Origin of the sequence: Aquitalea palustris (assembly GCF_003693445.1) — a bacterium.
Lineage (GTDB): Bacteria > Pseudomonadota > Gammaproteobacteria > Burkholderiales > Chromobacteriaceae > Aquitalea > Aquitalea palustris.
Map to the genome: position 1 here is coordinate 12,108 of NZ_RFAR01000023.1, position 21,911 is coordinate 34,018.

Annotated in this window: 14 protein-coding genes; 4 read left to right on the forward strand and 10 right to left on the reverse strand. The window is 61.6% G+C overall.

Annotated elements, in window-relative coordinates; translation table 11 throughout:
* Nucleotides 1-115: 115 nt before the first annotated feature.
* Both rlmB and EAY64_RS06900 read right to left on the reverse strand, forming a co-directional pair.
* Nucleotides 116-871: a 23S rRNA (guanosine(2251)-2'-O)-methyltransferase RlmB gene (rlmB, locus tag EAY64_RS06895; protein WP_103524044.1), complete on the reverse strand. Its 756-nt coding sequence runs from the start codon at nucleotides 869-871 to the stop codon at nucleotides 116-118.
* 84 nt (nucleotides 872-955) lie between these two features.
* A complete protein-coding gene (locus tag EAY64_RS06900; protein WP_226034236.1) occupies nucleotides 956-4,222 on the reverse strand; it encodes a sensor domain-containing protein in 3,267 nt (1,088 codons plus the stop codon).
* 204 nt (nucleotides 4,223-4,426) lie between these two features.
* Between EAY64_RS06900 and mfd the strand changes: the two genes are divergently transcribed.
* Together mfd and EAY64_RS06910 are read left to right on the forward strand one after the other, a co-directional pair.
* Nucleotides 4,427-7,828, forward strand: coding sequence for a transcription-repair coupling factor (gene mfd / locus EAY64_RS06905; protein WP_103524045.1), 3,402 nt, complete (start codon nucleotides 4,427-4,429; stop codon nucleotides 7,826-7,828).
* A gap of 194 nt (nucleotides 7,829-8,022) precedes the next feature.
* Nucleotides 8,023-8,736, forward strand: coding sequence for a Clp protease ClpP (locus EAY64_RS06910; protein WP_103524046.1), 714 nt, complete (start codon nucleotides 8,023-8,025; stop codon nucleotides 8,734-8,736).
* 29 nt (nucleotides 8,737-8,765) lie between these two features.
* Here EAY64_RS06910 and EAY64_RS06915 read toward each other — a convergent pair whose 3' ends face one another.
* The 8 genes from EAY64_RS06915 to EAY64_RS06950 all read right to left on the reverse strand — a co-directional run bounded on the left by EAY64_RS06915 (nucleotide 8,766) and on the right by EAY64_RS06950 (nucleotide 19,334).
* Nucleotides 8,766-10,394 (reverse strand): methyl-accepting chemotaxis protein, encoded by a 1,629-nt coding sequence (locus tag EAY64_RS06915; RefSeq protein WP_103524047.1) that lies wholly within the window; start codon nucleotides 10,392-10,394, stop codon nucleotides 8,766-8,768.
* 432 nt (nucleotides 10,395-10,826) lie between these two features.
* Nucleotides 10,827-11,156, reverse strand: a complete 330-nt coding sequence (locus EAY64_RS06920; RefSeq protein WP_103524048.1) for a DHCW motif cupin fold protein — start codon at nucleotides 11,154-11,156, stop codon at nucleotides 10,827-10,829.
* Nucleotides 11,157-11,243: 87 nt separating this feature from the next.
* The gene (locus EAY64_RS06925) at nucleotides 11,244-12,173 is read right to left on the reverse strand and encodes a DMT family transporter (RefSeq protein ID WP_103524049.1); all 930 of its coding nucleotides are present in this window, start codon (nucleotides 12,171-12,173) and stop codon (nucleotides 11,244-11,246) included.
* Between the two features lie 94 nt (nucleotides 12,174-12,267).
* The gene (locus EAY64_RS06930; protein ID WP_103524050.1) at nucleotides 12,268-13,071 is read right to left on the reverse strand and encodes an AraC family transcriptional regulator; all 804 of its coding nucleotides are present in this window, start codon (nucleotides 13,069-13,071) and stop codon (nucleotides 12,268-12,270) included.
* Between the two features lie 325 nt (nucleotides 13,072-13,396).
* On the reverse strand, nucleotides 13,397-16,072 hold the full coding sequence (gene adhE, locus EAY64_RS06935; RefSeq protein WP_103524051.1) for a bifunctional acetaldehyde-CoA/alcohol dehydrogenase: 2,676 nt from the start codon (nucleotides 16,070-16,072) through the stop codon (nucleotides 13,397-13,399).
* A 422-nt stretch (nucleotides 16,073-16,494) separates the two neighbouring features.
* On the reverse strand, nucleotides 16,495-17,529 hold the full coding sequence (locus EAY64_RS06940; protein WP_158604629.1) for a carbonic anhydrase: 1,035 nt from the start codon (nucleotides 17,527-17,529) through the stop codon (nucleotides 16,495-16,497).
* A 249-nt stretch (nucleotides 17,530-17,778) separates the two neighbouring features.
* On the reverse strand, nucleotides 17,779-18,651 hold the full coding sequence (locus EAY64_RS06945; RefSeq protein WP_103524053.1) for a DMT family transporter: 873 nt from the start codon (nucleotides 18,649-18,651) through the stop codon (nucleotides 17,779-17,781).
* A gap of 71 nt (nucleotides 18,652-18,722) precedes the next feature.
* On the reverse strand, nucleotides 18,723-19,334 hold the full coding sequence (locus tag EAY64_RS06950; protein WP_158604630.1) for a short chain dehydrogenase: 612 nt from the start codon (nucleotides 19,332-19,334) through the stop codon (nucleotides 18,723-18,725).
* A gap of 257 nt (nucleotides 19,335-19,591) precedes the next feature.
* Between EAY64_RS06950 and EAY64_RS06955 the strand changes: the two genes are divergently transcribed.
* Nucleotides 19,592-20,530, forward strand: coding sequence for a LysR family transcriptional regulator (locus EAY64_RS06955; RefSeq protein WP_103524055.1), 939 nt, complete (start codon nucleotides 19,592-19,594; stop codon nucleotides 20,528-20,530).
* 123 nt (nucleotides 20,531-20,653) lie between these two features.
* The gene (locus EAY64_RS06960) at nucleotides 20,654-21,841 is read left to right on the forward strand and encodes an FAD-dependent monooxygenase (RefSeq protein WP_103524056.1); all 1,188 of its coding nucleotides are present in this window, start codon (nucleotides 20,654-20,656) and stop codon (nucleotides 21,839-21,841) included.
* Nucleotides 21,842-21,911 lie beyond the last annotated feature (70 nt).

A 21,911-nucleotide genomic window follows, 5' to 3' on the forward strand; every position in this document is an offset into this window, starting at 1 on the left:
CAGAGTATAGCGAGCAAGGTTCCGCAATGAATCAGCAAGCTGGCAAAAAGCTGTCCTGCATCAAAAAACCCCATGCCGGGGCATGGGGTTGTTGGTGTGGCGCGGCGACGCTGCTTCAGCTGGCCTTTTCAGCGGCCAGCACTCGCTGACGGCGGCTTTCAGCCAGCACCATGCCGGAGGACACCGACACATTGAGGCTTTCCACCGTGCCAAACATGGGGATGGACACCAGCACATCGCAGTGTTCGCGCGTCAGGCGGCGCATGCCCTCGCCTTCCGAGCCCATTACCCAGGCCAGCGGGCCGGCGGCGTCGACATGGAACAGATCGGTATCGGCTTCCATGGTGGTACCGGCGATCCATACCCCGGCGTCTTTCAGGTCACGCAGGGTGCGCGCCAGATTGGTAACGGTGATATAGGGAATCACCTCCGCTGCGCCGCAGGCTACCTTGGATACGGTGGCATTCAGCCCGGCCGAGCGGTCTTTGGGGGCGATGACGGCATGCGCGCCCATGGCATCGGCCACGCGCAGGCAGGCACCCAGATTATGCGGATCGGTGACACCGTCCAGAATCAGCAGCAGCGGCGGCTCGGCCAGGTTTTCCAGCACGTCGTCCAGGTCTACGTGATTACGGCTGGCATCGATCATCGCCACCACGCCCTGATGGCGGGCATTGCCGCTCATGCTGTCCAGCCTTGCCTTGTCGACGATGTGCAGCTTGATGTTTTCTTCGCCAGCTTTTTCCAGCACCGCTTTGGCCCGTTCGTCGTGGCGGCCGCCGGCCAGCCAGATTTCGAGCAGGCTCTTCGGGTTCTGCCACAAGCGGGCGTTAATGGCATGAAAGCCGTGAATGAGTCGCTTGTTGCTCATGCGCTTGAAGCCTTGTAAACGGGGAATGGCCGCTATTGTAGCCGCAAAGCCGGCCAGGCGGCGGCCAAACTGCGCGCGTCCCCGCTACAGATCGCCCTGCCAGTCGGCCATGGTCGCCAGCCGCGCCGACTGGCTGAGCTGTGCCGCCAGCGCCGGAAATTCGGTCGCTGGCACCGGCTTGCCAAAGTGATAGCCCTGCAACAGCGTGCAGCCTTTGAGTTCGAGAAAGTCCGCCTGGGCGGCGTTTTCCACCCCTTCGGCCACCACGCTGAACTTGAGCTTCCTGGACATGGCCAGAATGGCTTCGGCAATGGCCACGCTGTCTTCATCGCCGGGCAGGCCGTCGACAAAGGAACGGTCGATTTTCAGTGTATCCAGCGGGAAGCGCTTCAGATGCGACAGCGAGGAATAGCCCGTGCCGAAGTCATCGATGGACAGCCAGACGCCCAGTGCCTTGAGTTCGCCCAGCTGGTGCACGGTTTCCACCGGGTTCTGCATGATCATGCTCTCGGTAATTTCCAGTTCCAGCCGGCTGGCTTCCAGTCCGGCGGTCTGCAAGGCGCGAGCCACATTGTCTACCAGCGTGCTCTGCTCGAACTGGCGCGCCGACAGATTGACCGCCACTCGCGGCACATACAGGCCGGCCTGATCCCAGGCTTTCAGTTGACGGCAGGCTTCCTGCAATACCCAGTCGCCAATCGGCTTGATCAGCCCGGTTTCCTCGGCCAGCGGAATAAAGCGCAAGGGCGGGATCAAGCCCAGTTGCGGGTGACGCCAGCGTATCAGCACTTCCACCCCGGACATGTCGCGGCTGGCGGCATTGAGCTGTGGCTGGTAGTGCAATTCGAATTCGCCCCGCTCCAGCGCCTGGCGCATGCCGTTTTCCAGCAGCAGCCGCTCGAAAGTCTGGGTATTCATCTCGGCATCAAAAAACTGATAAGTGTTCTTGCCGGCATCCTTGGCGCGGTACATGGCGACATCGGCATTTTTCAGCAGGCTGCGCGCATCGGTGCCGTCATTGGGAAACACGCTGATACCGATGCTGCCGGTGACACACACCTCATGCTCTTCCAGCCGCAGGCCACGGCCAAGCACCGCGAGGATTTCCTCAGCCAGACCAGCCAATTCCGACTGATCGGCAAAACGGGTCAGCAGCAGGGTGAATTCGTCGCCGCCCTGGCGGGCCAGGAGGCCGCGCTCGCCCACCGAGTTAGACAGACGGATGGCAATTTCACGCAGCAGTTCATCACCGGACTGGTGACCGAATGAGTCGTTGATCAGCTTGAAACGGTCCAGATCGATAAACATCACCGCCAGCGGGCCGGGTTCGCCACTCATCTCGACAATGGCCTGTTCCAGCCGGCTGATCAGGCTGCTGCGGTTGGGCAGGCGGGTGAGCGGATCGTGATTGGCCAAAAACTGCAGGCGCTCTTCGGCCTGCTTGCGCACGGTAATGTCGGAAAACACCGCGACGTAATTGCTGTGAAAACCAGCATCATCGCGTACCAGCGAGATGGACAGCTCGGCCGGATACCAGTCGCCATTCTTGCGCCGGTCGCGCATTTCACCCTGCCATTGGCCGTGCAGGGCCAGCGCCTGCTGCATGTGCTGGCTGGCCACATCGTCGCTATCGGCAAAAATACGCGACAACTTGCCCAGCGCCTCGCCTTCCTCGTAGCCGGTAATGCGGGTAAAGGCATGGTTGACCGCGATGATGCGCGCATCGGCGTCCAGGATGAGGATGCCCTCGGCCGAATTCTCGAATACCTTGGCCGCCAGCTTGAGGTTGGTATCTGCCGCAATACGGTCCGAAATATCCACCACCACGCCAATCAGCGCCGGCTTGCCCTCGTACTCCACCAGCCGGCTGTGTACTTCCAGGTTAACCAGATGGCCATCGCGGCTGATGGCGCGGGTGGTGTAGTGCATGATCGGGATATTGTCGCGCAGCCGGCGCTTGATCTGCAGCCGGATGCGAGCGGCTTCGCTGGCGGGCAGCAGCCGCTCCAGCGCCATGTTCTGTATCTCCTGCGGCGGGTAGCCGACGATATCAGCCAGCTTGGGATTCACATACACCAGCTTCTCGTCCTGCATGATGTAAATGCCCACCAGGGTCTGCTCCACCAGCGCCCAGTATTTGTCTTCGGCCTCTTTCTTGGCCTGCTGCTCTTCGCGGCTGCGGGTGATGTCGGTGTCCACGCTGCCTACCCCGGCCGGCCGGCCCTGGCTGTCGAACAGCGGAAATTTGCTGACTAGCATGGTGAAGCTGCTGCCGCCCACGCTGAAGCTTTCCTCGAACTGGCGCGCCTCCAGGCAATTGAGCACCACCGCATCCTGTTGCTTGATACGGCTGGCGTCATCGGCAGTGAAATAGTCTTCCAGCGAGCGGCCTACCATGGCGTGCTCGCTGACGCCCAGCATGCGGCTGTACGCACGATTGGCCAGCAGGAAGCGGCCATCCAGCCCCTTGAGCGACATCATGTTGGGGCTGTTGTTGACCAGCGACTCCACCCGCGAACGGAATTCGTTCAGCTCGTCTTCCTTGCGCCGCTGCACATCACTGAGCGTGGCCACCAGCAAGGCCGCCACAATGAAGGTGAGGCAGAGCACGGTGTCGTTCATCAGCTCGGCCACGCCGGCATGCAGATACAGGCCGGGCAGAAAACACGGCAGCGACAGCAGCAGGCAGAGCAGCGAGCCAGACAGGCAAGCCCCCAGCAAGCGGCCACGGAAAGCGGCCCAGATCAGCAGCGGGAAGAATAATACCGGGCGGGGAAAAGGCAGGCTTTGCGCATTGCTGACCATGGAGGCCCACACCACCAGCATCACCAGCAGAATCACCAGCAATTCCAGCAGGCGACGCCGGTCGGGCCAGCCGGGCATGCGCAGCAGTGGCAGCCAGCAGGTCATGGCCAGCATGGCGCAACCGGCAGCCAGCGCCGTCCATTGCAATACCTGCGGCAAATTGCCGTACCACAGCGAAAAGATGCCCAGCAAGGCCACTGGCGGGGCGAGCAGATAGGCGGAAACTTCCAGCAGTCGCCACAGCAACTGGGCAATGGCCGAGCCATCCTCCGCGCCGGTGTCCCCCTGCAGCAAGCGTGCACCTGGCAGCATCAGCAGCAGCGACGCAGACAGCGCCAGCGCCCATGGCCATGCCAGCCACTGCATGCTGATCAGCCATGCCGCCACCGGCCAGCGCCAGGCCACACCGGCACCACGCCATAGCAGCCAGCCGGCGAACAGGCCGTGTGGCAGGAAACCATATAAAGGAATTTCACCCAGCACCTGTCTGGGCCATAACAACAAGCTGGCGGCAAACAGCGCAAAGGCCGCCCAGCTTGCAAACATCCCCTTTGTATTCACTCTCCCAGTCCTTTGCAGCCATGCATTGACCCTGCCCGCTCATGCTCGGGGGCAGTGATTATTTGAAGTGTGGTTCAGATGCCTGGCGGATTGCGGGCCTTGTGGCCTCTTGTAAATGGATGGCAAACACACCTTTGGTATGAAATGCCCGCTGGTATAATACCCGCAGATCCACGAATGTGAAGAAGAATGTTGGACACTCTGCCCCGCATTGCCCCGGCCGGTCAAAAGACCCGCTGCCCCGCCCTGCCGGATGGTCTGGACGCGGCCGTACTGGCTGGTCTGGCCCAGGCTGGCCACACCCTGCTCATCCTCACTGCCGATGCCCAGGCCGCCCAGCGGCTGAAGGCCGAGCTGCCGTGGTTTGCGCCCGACATCAAGGCCGCCTTGCTGCCGGACTGGGAAACCCTGCCCTACGACCATTTTTCGCCACACGGCGAACTGGTGAGCGAGCGGCTGGCCACGCTGTGGCAAATCCATCGCGGCGAATGCCAGGTGGTGATTGCCCCGGTCAGCACCGCCATGACGCGGCTGGCCCCGGTCAGCTATCTGCTGGGTCGCACCTTCTTGTTGCAAAGCAAACAGCAACTGGATGTGGAGCAATTGCGCGCCGACATGGTGATGGCAGGCTACAACCACGTCACCCAGGTGATGGCCCCGGGTGAGTTTTCCATTCGTGGCGGGCTGGTGGACCTGTTCCCCATGGGCAGCACCCTGCCCTACCGCATCGACCTGTTCGACAAGGAAATCGACAGCCTGCGCACCTTCGATCCGGACAGCCAGCGCACGCTGTACCCGGTGCCGGGAATCCGCATGCTGCCGGCACGGGAATACCCGGCCGACGAAAGCGGCGTCACCGCCTTCCGCCAGCACTACCGCGAGCGGGTCGAGGGCGATCCGTCCAAAAGCCGCATTTATAAAGAGGTATCGGCCAATCTGTTCCCGGCCGGCATCGAGTACTACCTGCCGCTGTTCTTCGACGAAACCGCCACCCTGTTCGACTACGTGGGTGAATCCGCGCTGGTGGTGTTGCACCGCGACGTGGCCGGGGCTGCCGACACCTTCTGGAAAGATGTGCAGAACCGCTACCACATGGCGCAGGGCGATCCGGAACGTCCGGTACTGCCGCCGGCCGATGTGTTTTTGCGCCAGGACGAGTTCCTCGGCCGCATCAAGCCCTATTCGCGCATTGAAATTCCCGCCAGTGGCGAGCCGGATGACCTCAGCCTGGCCCTGCCCGACCTGGCGGTGGAACGCCGCGCCGACAACCCGCTGCACAAGCTGGCGCACTATCTGCAAAGCAGCGGCCAGCGCGTGCTGCTGACAGCAGAAAGCCTGGGCCGGCGCGAAACCATGGTGCAGTTCCTGCAGGAACACGGCATCAAGCCGCAACTGATCGACCACTGGCAGGAATTTGCCAGCGGCAGCATGCCGCTGGCGCTGGTGGTGGCCCCGCTATATTCCGGCTTTGCCCAGCAGCAACCGCCGTTGTCCATCATTACCGAGAGCGAGCTGTACCAGCACATCGCACGCAGCCATACCCGCCGCCGCCATGTGAAGATGAGTTCGGACTCCATGCTGCGCGACCTGGCCGAGGTGAAATCCGGCGACCCGGTGGTGCACGAGCAGCACGGTATTGGCCGCTATATCGGCCTGGTATCGATGGACCTGGGCGAAGGCGAAACCGAGCTGATGCAGCTGGAATACGCCGACAATGCCACCCTGTATGTGCCGGTAAGCCAGCTGCACCTGATTTCGCGCTATGCCGGCGGCCCGTCCGAGCAGGCCCCACTGCACAAGCTGGGCAACCCGGCCTGGGAAAAGGCCAAGAAGCGCGCCGCGGAAAAAGCCCGCGACACCGCCGCCGAACTGCTCAATCTCTATGCCCAGCGTGCCGCACGCGAAGGACACAGCTTTACCCTGTCCCACCATGATTACGACGCCTTTGCCGCCGGCTTCGGTTTCGAGGAAACCATCGACCAGGCCAATGCCATCGAAGCCGTCATCCACGATATGTGCAGCGGCAAGCCGATGGACCGCCTGGTGTGCGGCGATGTGGGCTTTGGCAAGACCGAAGTCGCACTGCGCGCGGCTTTTGTGGCGGTGATGGGTGGCAAGCAGGTGGCGCTGCTGGTGCCCACCACCCTGCTGGCCGAGCAGCATTTCCAGAATTTCTCCGACCGCTTCAACGACTGGCCGATCAAGATTGCCGAGCTGTCGCGCTTTCGCAGCGCCAAGGAAAGCAAGGCGGCGCTGGCCGGGCTGGCCGAGGGCACGGTGGACATCGTCATCGGCACCCACAAGCTGGTGCAGCCGGACGTACAGTTCAAGAACCTGGGGCTGGTGATCATCGACGAAGAACACCGCTTTGGCGTGCGCCAGAAGGAACAGCTCAAGCGCCTGCGCGCCAATGTCGACGTGCTCACCCTCACCGCCACGCCGATTCCACGCACGCTGTCGATGGCGCTGGAAGGGCTGCGTGACTTCTCGGTCATCGCCACCGCGCCCAACCGCCGGCTGGCAGTGAAAACCTTCATCAGCCCGGCCAGCAATGGGGTGATCCGCGAAGCGGTGCTGCGCGAACTCAAGCGCGGCGGCCAGGTATTCTTCCTGCACAATGAAGTCGACACCATCGAGAACATGCGGGAAAAACTGGCCGAACTGGTGCCGGAAGCGCGCATCGGCGTGGCCCATGGCCAGTTGCGCGAACGCGAGCTGGAACAGGTGATGCGCGACTTCCTGCAGCAGCGCTTCAATGTACTGCTGTGCTCCACCATCATCGAAACCGGCATCGATATTCCCAATGCCAACACCATCCTGATCAACCGCGCCGACAAGTTCGGCCTGGCCCAGCTGCACCAGCTGCGTGGCCGGGTGGGCCGCAGCCATCACCAGGCTTATGCCTATCTGCTGACGCCGGATGGCATGACCAAGGATGCCGGCAAGCGGCTGGAAGCCATCCAGCTATCCGGCGAGCTGGGCGCCGGTTTCTATCTGGCCATGCACGATATGGAAATCCGTGGTGCCGGCGAAGTGCTGGGCGAGGGCCAGTCGGGCGAGATGCAGGAAGTGGGCTTCTCCTTGTTTACCGAGATGCTGAAACAGGCGGTGCGCGACCTGAAAAAAGGCCGCGAACCCGACCTGGACGCGCCGCTGGGCGTCACCACCGAAATCAATATGCACAGCCCGGCGCTGCTGCCGGATGCCTATTGCCCGGACGTGCATGAACGGCTGGTGCTGTACAAGCGCCTGGCCACCTGCGACAGCGAACAGGAGATCGACGCCATCCACGAGGAGCTGATCGACCGCTTCGGCCTGCCGCCGCAAACGGTGAAAACGCTGATCGAAAGCCACCGCCTGCGCCTGCTGGCCAAGCCGCTGGGCGTGGCCAAGCTGGACGCCAGCGAAGTGGCCATCCAGCTACAGTTCATCAAGAATCCGCCGATCGACCCGATGAAGATCATCCAGCTGATCCAGAGCAAGAAGAACTACAAGCTGGCCGGCCAGGACAAGCTGCGGGTGGAAACCCACATCGAAGAAGTCGGCCTGCGCCTGGTACGGGTGAAAGAGCTGCTGAAAGAATTGAGCTGAGTCTGCACTCCTGACTTAGCCACAACGCCTGCCGCCCTGTGCCGCAGGCGTTTTTTCTGGCAGCCGGTTTGTCATTTGCCATTTGCCCAAGCGCAAAACGCAGCAGAAACACGCTGGCCGCCACCGCGCTGGCGGGACTACACTGCAAGGGCAAGACCGCAGAATTCCCCTCCAGAAAGCAAAAAGGAAACGCGATGTCCCAGCCCCGCTACCCAGCACCGCTACATGGTGGCAGTGACGATGACGACGATGATGCAGTCAAACTGCCCGCCTTCCGCCGCTACGAATCACAAGGTGTGATCCGGCAGATTTCCTACTATCTGTCCGGCGAAATCGTCGACCCCATCCAGTACACCGACCTGCTGTACACCCTGCGCACCGCCAGTGCCACCGACCTGATCTTCCTGCACCTCAACACCCCGGGTGGCAATTTCGATACCGGCTTGCAGATCATCAACAACATCGCCGCCAGCGAGGCGCACGTCATCACCATTCTGGAAGCCCGTGCCTACTCGATGGGCGCGCTGATCTTCCTGGCTGGGGACGAGCTGATCGTGCACGACACCTGCCAGCTGATGTTCCACAACTACTCCTCCGCCTCCATTGGCAAAGGGAACGAGCAGGCAGCGCAGGTGATGGCCAGCCGCAAGTGGTTCGACAAGGTGATGCGCAATGTCTGCCGCCCCTTCCTCAGCGATCAGGAGCTGGAGCGCATCAGCAAGGGCGAGGATATCTGGCTGGATACCGACGACATCCGCCGCCGCCTGCTGCATATCCAGAAGGGCGAACCGGCGGTGAAACCCAAAGCAGCCAGCGCCAAGGTCAAACCGGTGGCCATCAGTGCCGACGACAGTGCGGCCACCAGCAAAGCGGCCGGCAAACCACGCAAGAGCAGCAAGCCGGCCTGAACACACCACGCGGCCCGGCCCAAGCCGGCTTACAGCCGGAACTTGGCCACGCTTTGCTGCAGGGTTTGCGAAGTCGCCGCCATGCGGCTGGCCGCACCGGCCACCGAGCCGATGGCGGCGGCATTCTCTTCCGACATCTGGGCAATGGCCTCCACGCTGCGCGACAGGCTGCTGGCTGCCGTGCGCTGCTCGCCCAGCGCATCGGATATTTCATTCATCGCCACGGTCACCTCGGCCGAGCGGTCGCAGATGGCATGCATGGATTGCCGTGCCAGGCTGGCGGTATCCGCCACCCTGGCCACATCCTGACTGGCTTGCTGCATGCGCTCGGCCGCCATCGCCGTTTCGTGGTCGATGCTGCCGGTAATGCTGGCGATCTCCTGCACCGAGCGTGAAGTGCGCTCTGCCAGCTTGCGCACCTCGTCGGCCACCACGGCAAAACCACGCCCCTGCTCGCCGGCACGCGCCGCTTCGATGGCCGCATTCAGTGCCAGCAGATTGGTCTGATCCGCCACATCCTTGATCACGGTGGCGATATTACCGATGCCCTTTACCTGCTCGGACAGATTGATGATGTCACCGGCAGCCTCGCGGATATCACCAGCAGCGGTCTGGATGTCTTCGGTGGCCGCAGCGACATGGGTACCGCCGGTATCGGAAGCGGCACCGGCATCACTGGCCTTGTCTGCCGCACTACGCGCATTGCCGGAAACATGCTCGATGCTCACCGTCAGCTGCTCCACCGCCGCAGCCGCCGATGAAGTCGATGCCGACTGGGTGTGCACGCTGGAGGAAACCTGGCTGCTGGCGGTGGACACCTGCTGTGCGGTCTGCGCCACCTCCTGCGCCCCCTGCACCACCTGGCGGATGATGCCGGCCAGCTCCTGGCGCATTTGCAATAGCGAGTGCATCAGCTTGCCCAGTTCATCCTGCGGGCCGGCCTTCCTGTCGTCAGGTTGCAGATTCCCGGCGGCCACCTGCTCCGCCAATTGCTGAGCCATGCCGATACGCCGGGCAATATTAGCCGACATGATGATGGCCAGCCCGATGCCCAGCAGCATGGCAACACTGGCCACGATCATGACGATGGTGCCGGTGTCATGAGCCTGTTCCCGTATATTGCCGACCGCCGTATTCATTTTCTGGTCCTGATGATGCGACAGCTCATTTACCGCATCCTGAAAACCTTTCAAGGAAGGACTGAATTCGGTTTTGACAAAATCCAGTGACTTGCTGCTGTTGTTCTCTTTCAACAAGGCAAATAGCGTGTCGTATTTGCTGCGGATGGCGGCACGGGCATTCTGGATATTATCAAACAAACGTTTGCCTTCAGGCGATTTAACCAGCAGCGATAATCTTTCCATATCGTCGCTATTTGCCTTGGCATTGAGCTTGATACTGTCAACCAGCTTATCAAGCTGGCTGGAATTAGTTTCCAGTGCTGCCTGATAACACAGATCTTCAGCAAGAATGGCCCGCTTGACCAGATTATTCGCCAGCTGCGCCTTGGGATAGATGTCGTTTTCAATCTGATTGGCCTGCTCGGCCAGCGCAGACACGCCAAGCCCGGCATTGATACCAATTATCAACATCAAGGCCAAAATCAAGCCAAATCCGGCAAAAAACTTGCTGCGGATACTCATATTGCTGATAAGCATTACTTGTGCTCTCTCTGTATTTGTTAGGTCACCACAAACTAGCTAAATAATTGATGTTATTGTATTTGTCGCGCGCCTCTGCCTACAGCCCCAACGCGATTGCCAATCATTATGTAGGAGTAATACTACAGGCTTGTGTTGATTCGAGCATAAGCCAAATCAAACTTGCATTAAGAACCCGATGACCAGCGATGCAATATCAGCATCATGGGCTGGCCTGTTTACTCTTTCGATATGAAGCAATGGCCAATAAGAAAATCACCAAAAAATAAACGGCATTGGCAATAAAAGTAATGAGGGAAAGCGGCAATGACAAACAGGTAGGCAGGAAGGAATGGCGTCAGACAGAGCGGCAGGAGAAGACAAGGAAGGGAAAAGCAGGCTCGGCAGCACGGCGCGTGGCCAGGCCATGCTGCGTGAGCGGGACCACGTTCAATCAACAATAAACAGCCGCGCCCCCGTTCTGGTAGACGAGCGGTGCGGCTCGGCATCGTCGCTTACCTGATAGCTCAGACCAGGGGTCAGCATGAAGCGGCGGCCATCGGCCAGCTCGGTCAGCAATTCGCCTTCCAGACAGAGCAGGATATGGCCTTTGCGACACCAGTGATCCGCCAGATAACCTGGGCTGTACTCCACCATGCGCACGCGGATGCTGCCGAACTGGCAGGTGCGCCACAGCGCCATGCCGCTTTCGCCGGGATGCTCGGTAGCGGTGATGGCCGACCAGTCGGTCACACCAAAGGGAAAGTCGCTCAGCTGCATGATCTGCTCCAGTGCTTGAAGTGGTCACCATTTATGACAGAATCTTTGACCTGTTAGCAAGCATGCTCGGCATGCGCAGCTTGCCGCTTACTCCGCTTGCCCTGCACCTGTGGCAGCTGGCGGCACGGAACGCCGCATTGCAGGCAAGAACTGCAATAACAAGGCTGCCAGCACGCAGGCCATGCCGGCCAGCTGGGCGCGACGGATTTCCTCCTGCAATAACGCAGCGGCAAACACGAGCGCCGACACCGGCAACACCGCCGTAAACAATGCCGCCTCGCTGGCCGCCACCCGCGCAGCCCCGGCATACCACAGCACAAAGCCCAGCACGGTTGGCACCGCCGCATAATAGGCCAGGCCCAGCAGCGCAGCCGCAGACACCTGCCAGTTGCCCCGCCACTCCAGCGCTGCGGCCGGCAAGGCCAGCAACAAGCCCAGCGCGCACAGATAGCAAGACAAGGCCAGCGGCGGCAATGGCTGATGCAAACGCCGGTTCAGCAGGATGAACAGCGCTTCGCAGGCCACCGCCAGCAGGATCAGCCCATTGCCGGCCAGCTCGCCGGCACTGCCGAATGACAGTGCCGCACCGCTGCGCAAGGACACCATTACCGCCCCCACACTGCACAGCAGCAGGGCCAGCCCTTGCCGCCAGTGCATGCTTTCGCGAAACAGCAGCCACGCCAGCAGACTGGACACGGCCGGTAGCGTGCCCATCATCACACTGGCACTGGCGGCGGTGCTCAAACGCACGCCCGCCAGCAGCAACACGGTATAGCCGACACTGCCGGCCCCCGCCTGCAGGATCAGCATGATCCAGTCATGCCGGCAGAGCCTGGGCCACTCCGCACGCCGCCAGCCCATCAGCAGCAAGAACAAGGGCAAGGCCATGCCGAAACGGATGGCGGTGGCGGTAAAGGGCGGCAGGCTGGCGGACACCAGCTTGCTGACCACCACGGTACTGCCGGCGCCGAGCATGGCCAGCAGCAGATAGAGATAGGCAATCCAGCGGGAGGACATCGGCGGCTCCAGTCACAGCTGATGAAACCGTTAGCTAAACCGATGCCGGCCTGTTCCGGCTTGGATGTTATTGCAGCAGGGGATGAACAGCTTCTTAGCACAGCGCCCGGACATAACGACCGGGAGTAATGCCCAGCCGCTGCAGGAACACCCGGTTCATATGGCTTTGATCGGCAAAGCCAACAGCCGCCGCCACATCAGCCAGCGGCCTGCCCTGCGCCATCAGGCCACGCGCCAGGTTCAGGCGCCGCTGTTGCAGGTAGTCATGCGGGCTGCAACCCAACTGCTGGCTAAAGCTGCGCAGCAGGCGAAAACGGCTGATGCCAGCCAGCTCTGCCAGCGCGGACAGGCTGTGTGGCTGAGTGGGTGCATCATCCAGCAGCGCCCGCACCCGGGCAATGGTGGCGGAGCAGGCCGATGCGGCCTGGCGATAGCCATGCGCGGGCAACAGCCGCGCCAACAGCTGCAGCATGGCCTGTTCTGCCGGCAGCCCGGCCACCGCCTCCCCACGCAACAAGGCAAACACCTGGACAAACTGCTGCCGCAGGCCGGCATCACTCAGCTGCGGCAACAGCAGGGGCTGCGGGCTGCCTTCTTGCTCGGCCAGTTCCTCAGCCAGTTGCTGCCACAGTGCTGGCTGGATATACAGCATGCGCCAGGCGCGGCCGTCCTCCTGCAAGGGCTGGCCATCGTGCACCTCGCCGGGATTGACCATGATGATGTCCCCCGGCCCGGCATCCACCATGCCGCGACCACTGAAAGAACGCTGCGCCCCGCGCACGATCAGCCCGATGCCGTATTCCTCGTGGCAATGGCGGGCAAATGCGCGGCAGCTGTCCGCCTGCATGGTGTGAATGCCATGCAGGGCGCTACGGTGATATGCGATGCGTTCGGCCATCCGCCCTCCTCCTGATGCGGCAAAGCAGTCTGCATGCTACTGCGCCAGCCGGCACGGCGACCAGCATCCGCAGCGGTGTCGGACGCAAAAAAACCCGGAGCGTGCTCCGGGACTCAGCTGATTGGCAATCTCTCTCGCTTTCTGAAAAGAAAGCGAGACTCCCTTACAGGGTAAGGGCGGGAGGATGGGGAATAGATGGCAAGGCTGCGGAAGCAATCAGTAAGTCGAAAGGCCCGGCTTTGCCGGGCCCGGTGCCATCGCAGCAAATCACTTGGTCAGCAGGCTGCAGCCCGGAGCGTGCTCCGGGCCTGTGCTGTGCCAAGGTTTATACCGCCTTGAGCTTGCCCTTGGACTTGGCGCTCACCACTGGTGCAGCATCCGCAGTGGCGGCCTCGCGCAGATGGGCTTCGCACCAGGCGTGGCCATAGTAGCTGTCCAGCAGCAGTTGCTTCAGTTCGCTGATCAGCGGATAGCGCGGGTTGGCGCCGGTGCACTGGTCATCAAAAGCCGCCTCGGCCAGCTTGTCCACCTTGGCCAGGAAATCCGCCTCGCCCACCCCGGCAGCCTGAATCGACATGGGGATGTTCAGGCTCTGCTTCAGCTCGTCCACCCACTGCACCAGTTTTTCCACCCGCTCGTGATCACGGCTGGCTTCCAGCCCCAGGTAACGGGCGATTTCGGCATAGCGGGCCACGCTCTTGGGCCGGTCGTACTGGCTGAAGGCGGTTTGCTTGGTCGGGATGTCGGCCGCGTTGTAGCGGATGACATTGCTGATCAGCAAGGCATTGGCCAGGCCGTGTGCCAGGCCGAACTCCGCTCCCAGCTTGTGCGCCATGGAGTGGCAGACGCCGAGGAAGGCATTGGCAAAGGCGATGCCAGCGATGGTGGCGGCGTTGTGCACCTGTTCGCGCGCCTTGGGGTCGCCAGCGCCCTTGGCATAGGCCGAAGGCAGGTAGTCCTTCAGCAGCTTCAGCGCCTGCAAGGCTTGCGGGTCGGAATACTCGTTGGCCATCACCGAGACATAGGCTTCCAGCGCGTGCGTCACCGCGTCGATGCCGCCAAAGGCGGTGAGCGACTTGGGCATGTCCATCACCAGATTGGCATCGATGATGGCCATATGCGGCGTCAGCTCGTAGTCGGCAATCGGGTATTTCACCCCGGTCACTTCGTCGGTCACCACGGCAAACGGCGTCACTTCCGAGCCGGTGCCGGATGTGGTGGGCACGGCCACCAGCATGGCTTTGCCACCCAGCTTGGGGAATTGGTAAATGCGTTTGCGAATGTCCATGAAGCGCAATGCCAGGTCGGCGAAATGCACTTCCGGGTGTTCGTACATCACCCACATGATCTTGGCGGCATCCATCGGCGAGCCACCACCCAGCGCCATGATCACATCGGGCTGGAAGGCATGGGCCAGATCAGCCCCCTTGCGCACGATGGCCAGCGTGGGGTCGGCCGGCACTTCGAAGAACACTTCCACTTCCAGCCCCATCTTTTTCAGCAGGCGGATGGGCTCGTCGACAAAGCCGTGTTCGAACAGGTATTGCCCGGTCACGATCAGGCAACGCTTTTTGCCGGCCAGGTCTTCCAGTGCCACCGGCAGGCAGCCGCGACGGAAATAAATCGACTTGGGCAGTTTGTGCCACAGCATGTTTTCCGCCCTCTTGGCCACGGTTTTCTTGTTGATCAGATGCTTGGGGCCGACGTTTTCCGAGATCGAGTTGCCGCCCCAGGAACCGCAACCCAGCGTCAGCGACGGGGCCAGGCTGAAGTTGTACAAGTCGCCAATGCCACCATGCGAGGACGGGGTATTGATCAGGATGCGCGCGGTTTTCATCTTGTCGCCAAAGTAGCGGATGCGCTCGCCCTGCAAGTCCTGATCGGTATACAGCGCCGAGGTATGACCAATGCCGCCCAGTGCCACCAGCGCCGCCGCCTTGTCGCAGGCATCGACAAAATCGCGGGCGCGGTACATGGCCAGCGTGGGCGACAGTTTTTCGTGGGCGAAGGCTTCGTCGTTGGTCAGATCGCTCACTTCGCCAATCAGCACCTTGGTATCGGCCGGCACCGTGATGCCGGCCATGGCGGCAATCTTCACCGCGCTCTGGCCGACGATGGCGGCATTCAGATTGCCACGGTTGAGGATGACCCCAGCCACCGCAGCGGTTTCCTGCGCGCTGAGAAGGTAACCGCCATGGCGCGAAAAGCGCTCACGCACGGCCGCGTAAATGCTGTCCACCACGATGACCGACTGCTCGGAAGCGCATACCACGCCGTTGTCGAAGGTCTTGGACATCAGGATGGAGGCCACGGCGCGCTTGATGTCGGCGGTTTCGTCGATCACCGCCGGGGTATTGCCGGCACCCACGCCAATGGCCGGTTTGCCGGAAGAATAAGCAGCCCGCACCATGCCGGGGCCGCCGGTGGCCAGGATCAGGTTGATGTCCGGGTGCTGCATCAGCGCATTGGACAGCTCCACACTGGGCTCGTCGATCCAGCCGATGATGTCCTTGGGTGCGCCGGCGGCCACGGCGGCGTCCAGCACCAGCCGTGCCGCTTCGCAGGTGGAACGACGGGCACGCGGATGCGGCGAGAAGATGATGGCATTACGGGTTTTCAGGGCGATCAGCGCCTTGAAAATAGCGGTGGAAGTGGGGTTGGTGGTGGGCACGATGCCGCACAGGATGCCAATGGGCTCGGCAATGGTGATGGTGCCGAAGCTGTCGTCTTCCGACAGCACACCGCAGGTTTTTTCATCCTTGTACTTGTTGTAGATGTACTCGGAGGCAAAGTGATTCTTGATCACCTTGTCTTCCATCACCCCCATGCCGGTTTCTTCCACCGCCATGCGTGCCAGCGGAATGCGGGCATCGGCCGCGGCCAGCGCGGCACTGCGGAAGATGGCATCGACCTGCTGCTGGGAAAACTCGGCAAAAACCGCCTGGGCCTGTTTGACACGCGCTACCAGCGCATCGAGTTGTTCAAGAGTGGAAACCGACATGATGCTACTCCAATAAGGAAAGAAATCTGTCAGAGCGGATAAATGGCCAGCCGACTATTCCATTTACATGGATAAATAATCGCGGCATCTGTTTATCCGGCTCACCGCGCCATTTTTGTAATTAAGCCACTACAAAAACGTCAATTAATCTGTACGGTAAAATTGTCAGACAGCCTTTGTTTTCAAGGCGTCTTCTTAATTAAAGCCAGATTACTCCCTTTATTGAGCCAGCGTTTTGCGCCAGGCCAAATCTGCGCAGCAATTTCATCGCCCAATTGAATAAACCGAGCGCCCACATGGAAAAGCCATGCCAAGGATTTGTAGCGACCGGCTTACAACCAGCCAGGCAACATGCCACAAAACAAAACCGCCACGGCGCAATGGCGCGGTGGCGGTCGGTCGTGACAGGGGATGGCTGGGCGTCAGTGCATGAAGCTGTACTTGAAATACTGACCTTGCTTCATCAGCTGCCGGATCCTGGCCGGGTCGGTTTCGCCGTTCAGATTGGTGATGATCAGCTTGCCGCTGCCCCGCTTCAGATCATTGCGCCAGTCGAAATAGCCGCCCAGAATCGCCAGCCGGCCGGCTTCCACTTCACCAGAGAAGGTCAGAATGGCACCTTCCACCTGATTATTGATATTGAGCAGCGCACCATTGGTACTGTCTATCCCCTGAGGCAAACCCATATGGTGCACCACGGTCGCCATATCCGGGCTGGATGGCTCCTCTTCCCCAGCGGCGGCCTTGATTGATGCGCAGGCCGCATGGCTGGCAAAAATCAGCACCGGCGTATGCAGCTGGCGGATGCCGTATTCGATGGTGCCCACCATGGGCTGCAACTGGTTGCCGACATCGCGCACCAGATACAGGCCATCCACCGCGCCCTTGGCCGGGATATCGGTCGGCACACTGGAGTCGGCGCAGCTGACCACCGTGGCACGGGCGGCTTGCGGCTCACTGAGCGAGCGGAAATAGCCACGATCCTGTCCGTTGAAATGGCGGCTGCTGGCCGCCATGATGTGCGCCACTTGCTGACGGATCTGCTGCAACTGCGAGGCATAGGGCGAGCTGGTGCTTGGCCGGCGGGGCTTTTGCTGTCTGGCAGGCTTTTTATGCGTCAGCGCCTTGGCATGCGGCTTGCTGCCCGGGGCGTGGACTTCCGGGCTAGGGCCCTGCGGAGCCTTGATTTCAGGAGCGGCTGCCTGTTTTACCTCGGGCGCCATGACCTCCGGCTCCTTGGGTTTGGCACGGGCCGCTGCCATCGAAGCGGCCAGCTTGGTTGGCAGGATAATGGTCTTGTGGCTGGCGAGCGGTGCCGATGCTGCTTCGGCAGCCGCCGGCTTGGCCGCGCTCGCGCTCGGGCTTTGCTTGCCCGGCAATACGATGGGAGCCCCCACCTTGTCTTCCGCCATCGCCTGCTGAGCCAGCATTCCCAGCCCGAGCCAGAGAAAAACCATATTGCTGCCGGCATTTCGCCCTTGTCTGTTCATCACCGCCATCCATTCTGTTGTTGTGCTTGGCTGACGCCCGCCACGCCAGTGACGCCTGCTCATGCCAAGTGGCAATCTGCGCGCGCTGCCTTCACTATCGGCCAGTCTGGCCAAAACTGAAGCCACGACATCGCACCTGCCTACTCCCTTGATGCAAAACCAGCTGGATCGCCGCTGGACCGGCGGCCCGGCACGGGGCACCCTGCCCCTGCCGTATCAATGACTGCCAGCACGCTCCTGCCCCAGCACCACCCCGCCCAGCACCAGCAGGCAGGCCAGCCACTGGCTGCCCACCAGCGTTTCACCCAGCAACAGCCAGGCCAGCAGCACGGTAAACAAGGGAATCAGATTGATGAAGGCCGAGGCGTGCGCCACCGGCATCTTGCTGACCGCCCAGGTATACAGGCCGTAAGCCCCCAGGGTGACGCAGGCCCCCAGGTAGAGCACCAGCAGGCTGGGCAGCAATGGAAAGTGCGTGGGCCACTGCGCCCACGGCGTCAGCAAGGCCGCGCCGAACCAGATGCTGCCCAGCACGGTCTGCATGCCGGTGATGGCCAGGGCCGAATAGCGGCGCGACAGCCGCTTGGCAATCAGCACATAGCAGGTGGCGCACAGCATGGCGCAGAACTCCAGCAGATTGCCCAAGGCCGGGTGCGGCGCATGGGCCGAAGCCTGGCCGTCCAGCGTCAGCCACAGCACACCGACAAACGACACCACCAGCCCCAGCCAGCTGCGTGGCGTCATCTTTTCGCGCAGGAACAACATGGCTCCCACGCCACTGAGCAGCGGCAAGGTAGCGGTAATCACCGAGGCCTGTGAGGCCGAAGTATTCACCAGCGCCTGCGCCTCGAACAGAAAATACAGACAGGGTTCGGCCAGGCCCATGGCCAGCATCCAGCGCCAGTCACCGCGCTGGTAACGCCAGCGCTCGCCACGCTGCCACAGCATGGGCAACAGGCAGCAGCTGGCGATGATCATGCGGGCAAACAGCACCGCCAGCGGGTCGAATACGGCAAACACGATCTTGAGCGCGATAAAGGCGCTGGCCCACAACAACATGGCAGTACTAAGCGCAAAGGCGGGCAACATGGGTCATCCATCGCAAAAGAAAAAGCCGCCGGCGGCCATCGCCAGCGGCGGTCATTCTCCCATATCCCGTCCTAGCGCGTGACTTCAGCAAAGACTTCCAGCACCTTGCCGCTCAAGGGCTGGCTCAGGGCACGCAGATAACTCTGGGCAATCTGTTCGCTGCTGATCGACATGAAACCGGCAAAGGCCTCGGCACCGCGTTCATCCCCCGCCACCGGGCCGGGGCTGACCAGATTCACCCGCGCCTGGCCCCACAGCTCCTGCGCGGCCGAGCGCACAAAAGCAGCCAGGCCGGCATTGACCAGGCTGGCGCAACTACCGCCGCGGATATGTTCACGCTCCAGCAGGCCGGAAGTCAGCACAAACACCGCACCGGCTTTAAGATGACGTGCACCGCTCTGCACCAGCCGCACCTGCCCCATCAGTTTGTCATTCAGCCCGTCCTGCCAGTCTGCCTCACTCAGTTGCGACAGCGGCTTGAACGGCACATGGCCGGCAGTCACCACCACGGCATCCAGATCAGGATGCGCCTGATACATCGCCTCGATGCTGGCCGGGTCGGTCATGTCCACCGCTACATCACCACTGCTGCGCCCGCCCACCAGCACCTGATGCGTTGCCGACAGCAGCGCCACCACGGCGCTACCGATCACACCGCGCCCACCAATAACCAGTACTTTCATTGTCTTGCCTTTCATGACTTGCCCATCGTTCTAAAAAACATGCCAATCAATCATACGCAGGACAAATATCTTGAATAAGCCCAATATAAAATCTTCAATGTTCAACAAAAAGAACAATAATGCCAATGACAGCCCTGGGCGTTTGCTGGCATGGCCTTGGGAAAACTCTTATCACTGTTCAAAAAACAGGGCTATTCCTATGCTATCATCGTGAAAAAATAGCTAAATAAGCCGGCTCACTCACTTACTGTTCTGCCATGAAAACAAGCCTGACTCCCTCGCCCGATGCCTTGCTGGCCTTTGATGCCCTGGCCCGCAAAGGCAGTTTTACCGCCGCAGCCGATGACATCGGCTGCGCCAAAAGCCGCATCAGCCAGCTGGTAAAAGAGCTGGAGCAAGGACTGGGTACGGTGCTGGTGCTGCGCAATACCCGGCGGGTAGCGCTGACCGAAACCGGCCGGCGGCTGGCCGAGCATGCCCGCCAGCTGCGCGAAATGCTGGAGCAGGTGGGGCCGGATATCGAACAGGCCCAGGGCTTGATCGAAGGGCCGCTGCGCATCAGCGCCACCGCCTCGTTTGCCCAGTACCTGCTGGCCCCCATGCTGTCCGAGCTGGCGGCCTGTCATCCGGATCTGGAACTGGAGCTGCGCGCGGAAAACCGCCTGCAAGACCCGATCAACGATGGTGTGGACTTTTGCATCCGCTCGCGTAATGTGCACGACGACCGGCTGGTGGCCAAGCCACTGGGCTTTGTCTGGGAAGCGCCCTATGCCTCACCCGACTACCTGGCCAAGGCTCCACCGCTCAACAGCCCGGACGACCTGTGCCGCCACCGCATCCTGCTCAACAGCCACCATGTCTACGGGCGGGAATGGCGGCTGGAAAAAGACGGCGAGCTCAAATCCATCACCACTCGCCCCATGCTGGTATGCGACCAGTACGCCTCGCTGATTTCCGGGCTGATTGCCGGCCACGGCGTGGCCCTGCTGCCGCACTATGTGGCCAGCCATTATCTGGAGAGCGGCCATCTGGTACCGGTATTGCCCGGCTGGCAGGGCGGCAGCTGGCCGGTGTATCTGGTGTTTCCCTATCGCCAGCCCTTGCCGAAAAAATACGAAGCCTTCATCCAGCATGTCACCCCGCGCCTGCGCGCCGTACTGGAAGAGCGCCCGCTGTATTCCGGCGAAAAACCCTGAAACAGTCCCCGCCGGCTGGCGCAGCCTTGATCCAGACCAAAGCGGCCGGCGACGGGCTTTGCCACAATCGCGCGTCATCAGTGCAACGAGAATCAGGCGCAAATGCGCCCAATGAGGCTGGCAATGGAATACGTGGATATTTTGATCGTGGGTGGTGGCATGGTGGGCAGCGCCCTGGCCTCTGCCCTTAGCGGCAAGGGTTTGAGCATCACCGTACTGGAACAGGCCGCGCCGCAGCCTTTTGATAGCGCCCAGCCACCCGACTTGCGGGTGTCGGCCATCAGCCCGGCTTCGGCCAGCCTGCTGGACGGGCTGGGAGCCTGGCAAGACATCCTCGCCATGCGCGCCGCCCCCTACCGCCGCATGCAGGTGTGGGAAGACCAGGAAAGCAACGGCACGCTGTTCGATGCCGCCGAAGCCGGCGTGGAGGCTCTGGGCCACATCGTGGAAAACCGCATCGTGCAACTGGCCACCACCGCCTGCCTGCAGCAAAAAAGCGATATCCGCTACCTGTGCCCGGCGCGCATCACCGCTATTGTTTACGAGCCCAAGGCCTCGCGCGTCACGCTGGAAGATGGCAGCGTGCTGGTGGCCCGCCTGCTGGTTGCCGCCGATGGTGCGCGCTCGCAGGTGCGCGATGCAGCCGGCATCGGCATTACCAGCTGGGACTACCCCATGCATGCGCTGGTGGCCAGCTGCGAAATGGATTACGGCCAGCAGGACATCACCTGGCAGCGTTTCACCGCCAGCGGTCCGCAGGCCTTCCTGCCGCTCACCGGCAGCCACGCCTCACTGGTGTGGTACAACACGCCAACCGAGGTCAAGCGACTGCTGGCGCTGTCGGATGAAGCACTGGTGTCGGCCTTTTGCGCCAACTTCCCGCAGAAACTGGGCGGCATCCGCCAGCTGCTGGCGCGTGGTTCCTTCGCCCTCACCCGTCGCCATGCCGCCTGCTATGTGAAAGACGGTGTGGTACTGGCCGGTGATGCTGCCCACACCATCCACCCGCTGGCCGGCCAAGGGGTGAATCTGGGCTTTCAGGATGTGGCGGTACTGGCCGAGGTCATCGGCGATGCCGTCAGTGAAGGCCGCGACTTCGCCGACGCCAGCGTGCTCAAGCGCTACGAACGCCGCCGCAAACCGGCCAATCTGGCGATGCAGACCGGCATGGACGCCTTCTGCTATGGCTTTGCCAACAATATCGGCCCGCTCAAGGCCGCCCGCAAGCTGGGACTGAAGCTGGCCGACAAGGCCGGCCCGCTCAAGCGCGAAGTCATCCGCTACGCGCTGGGGCTGCCGCGCGGAGCCTGACAGCACCCACGGCCAGCAAAACAAAAACCGGACAATCGTCCGGTTTTTTCATGCTCGTGCGGCCCCAGTC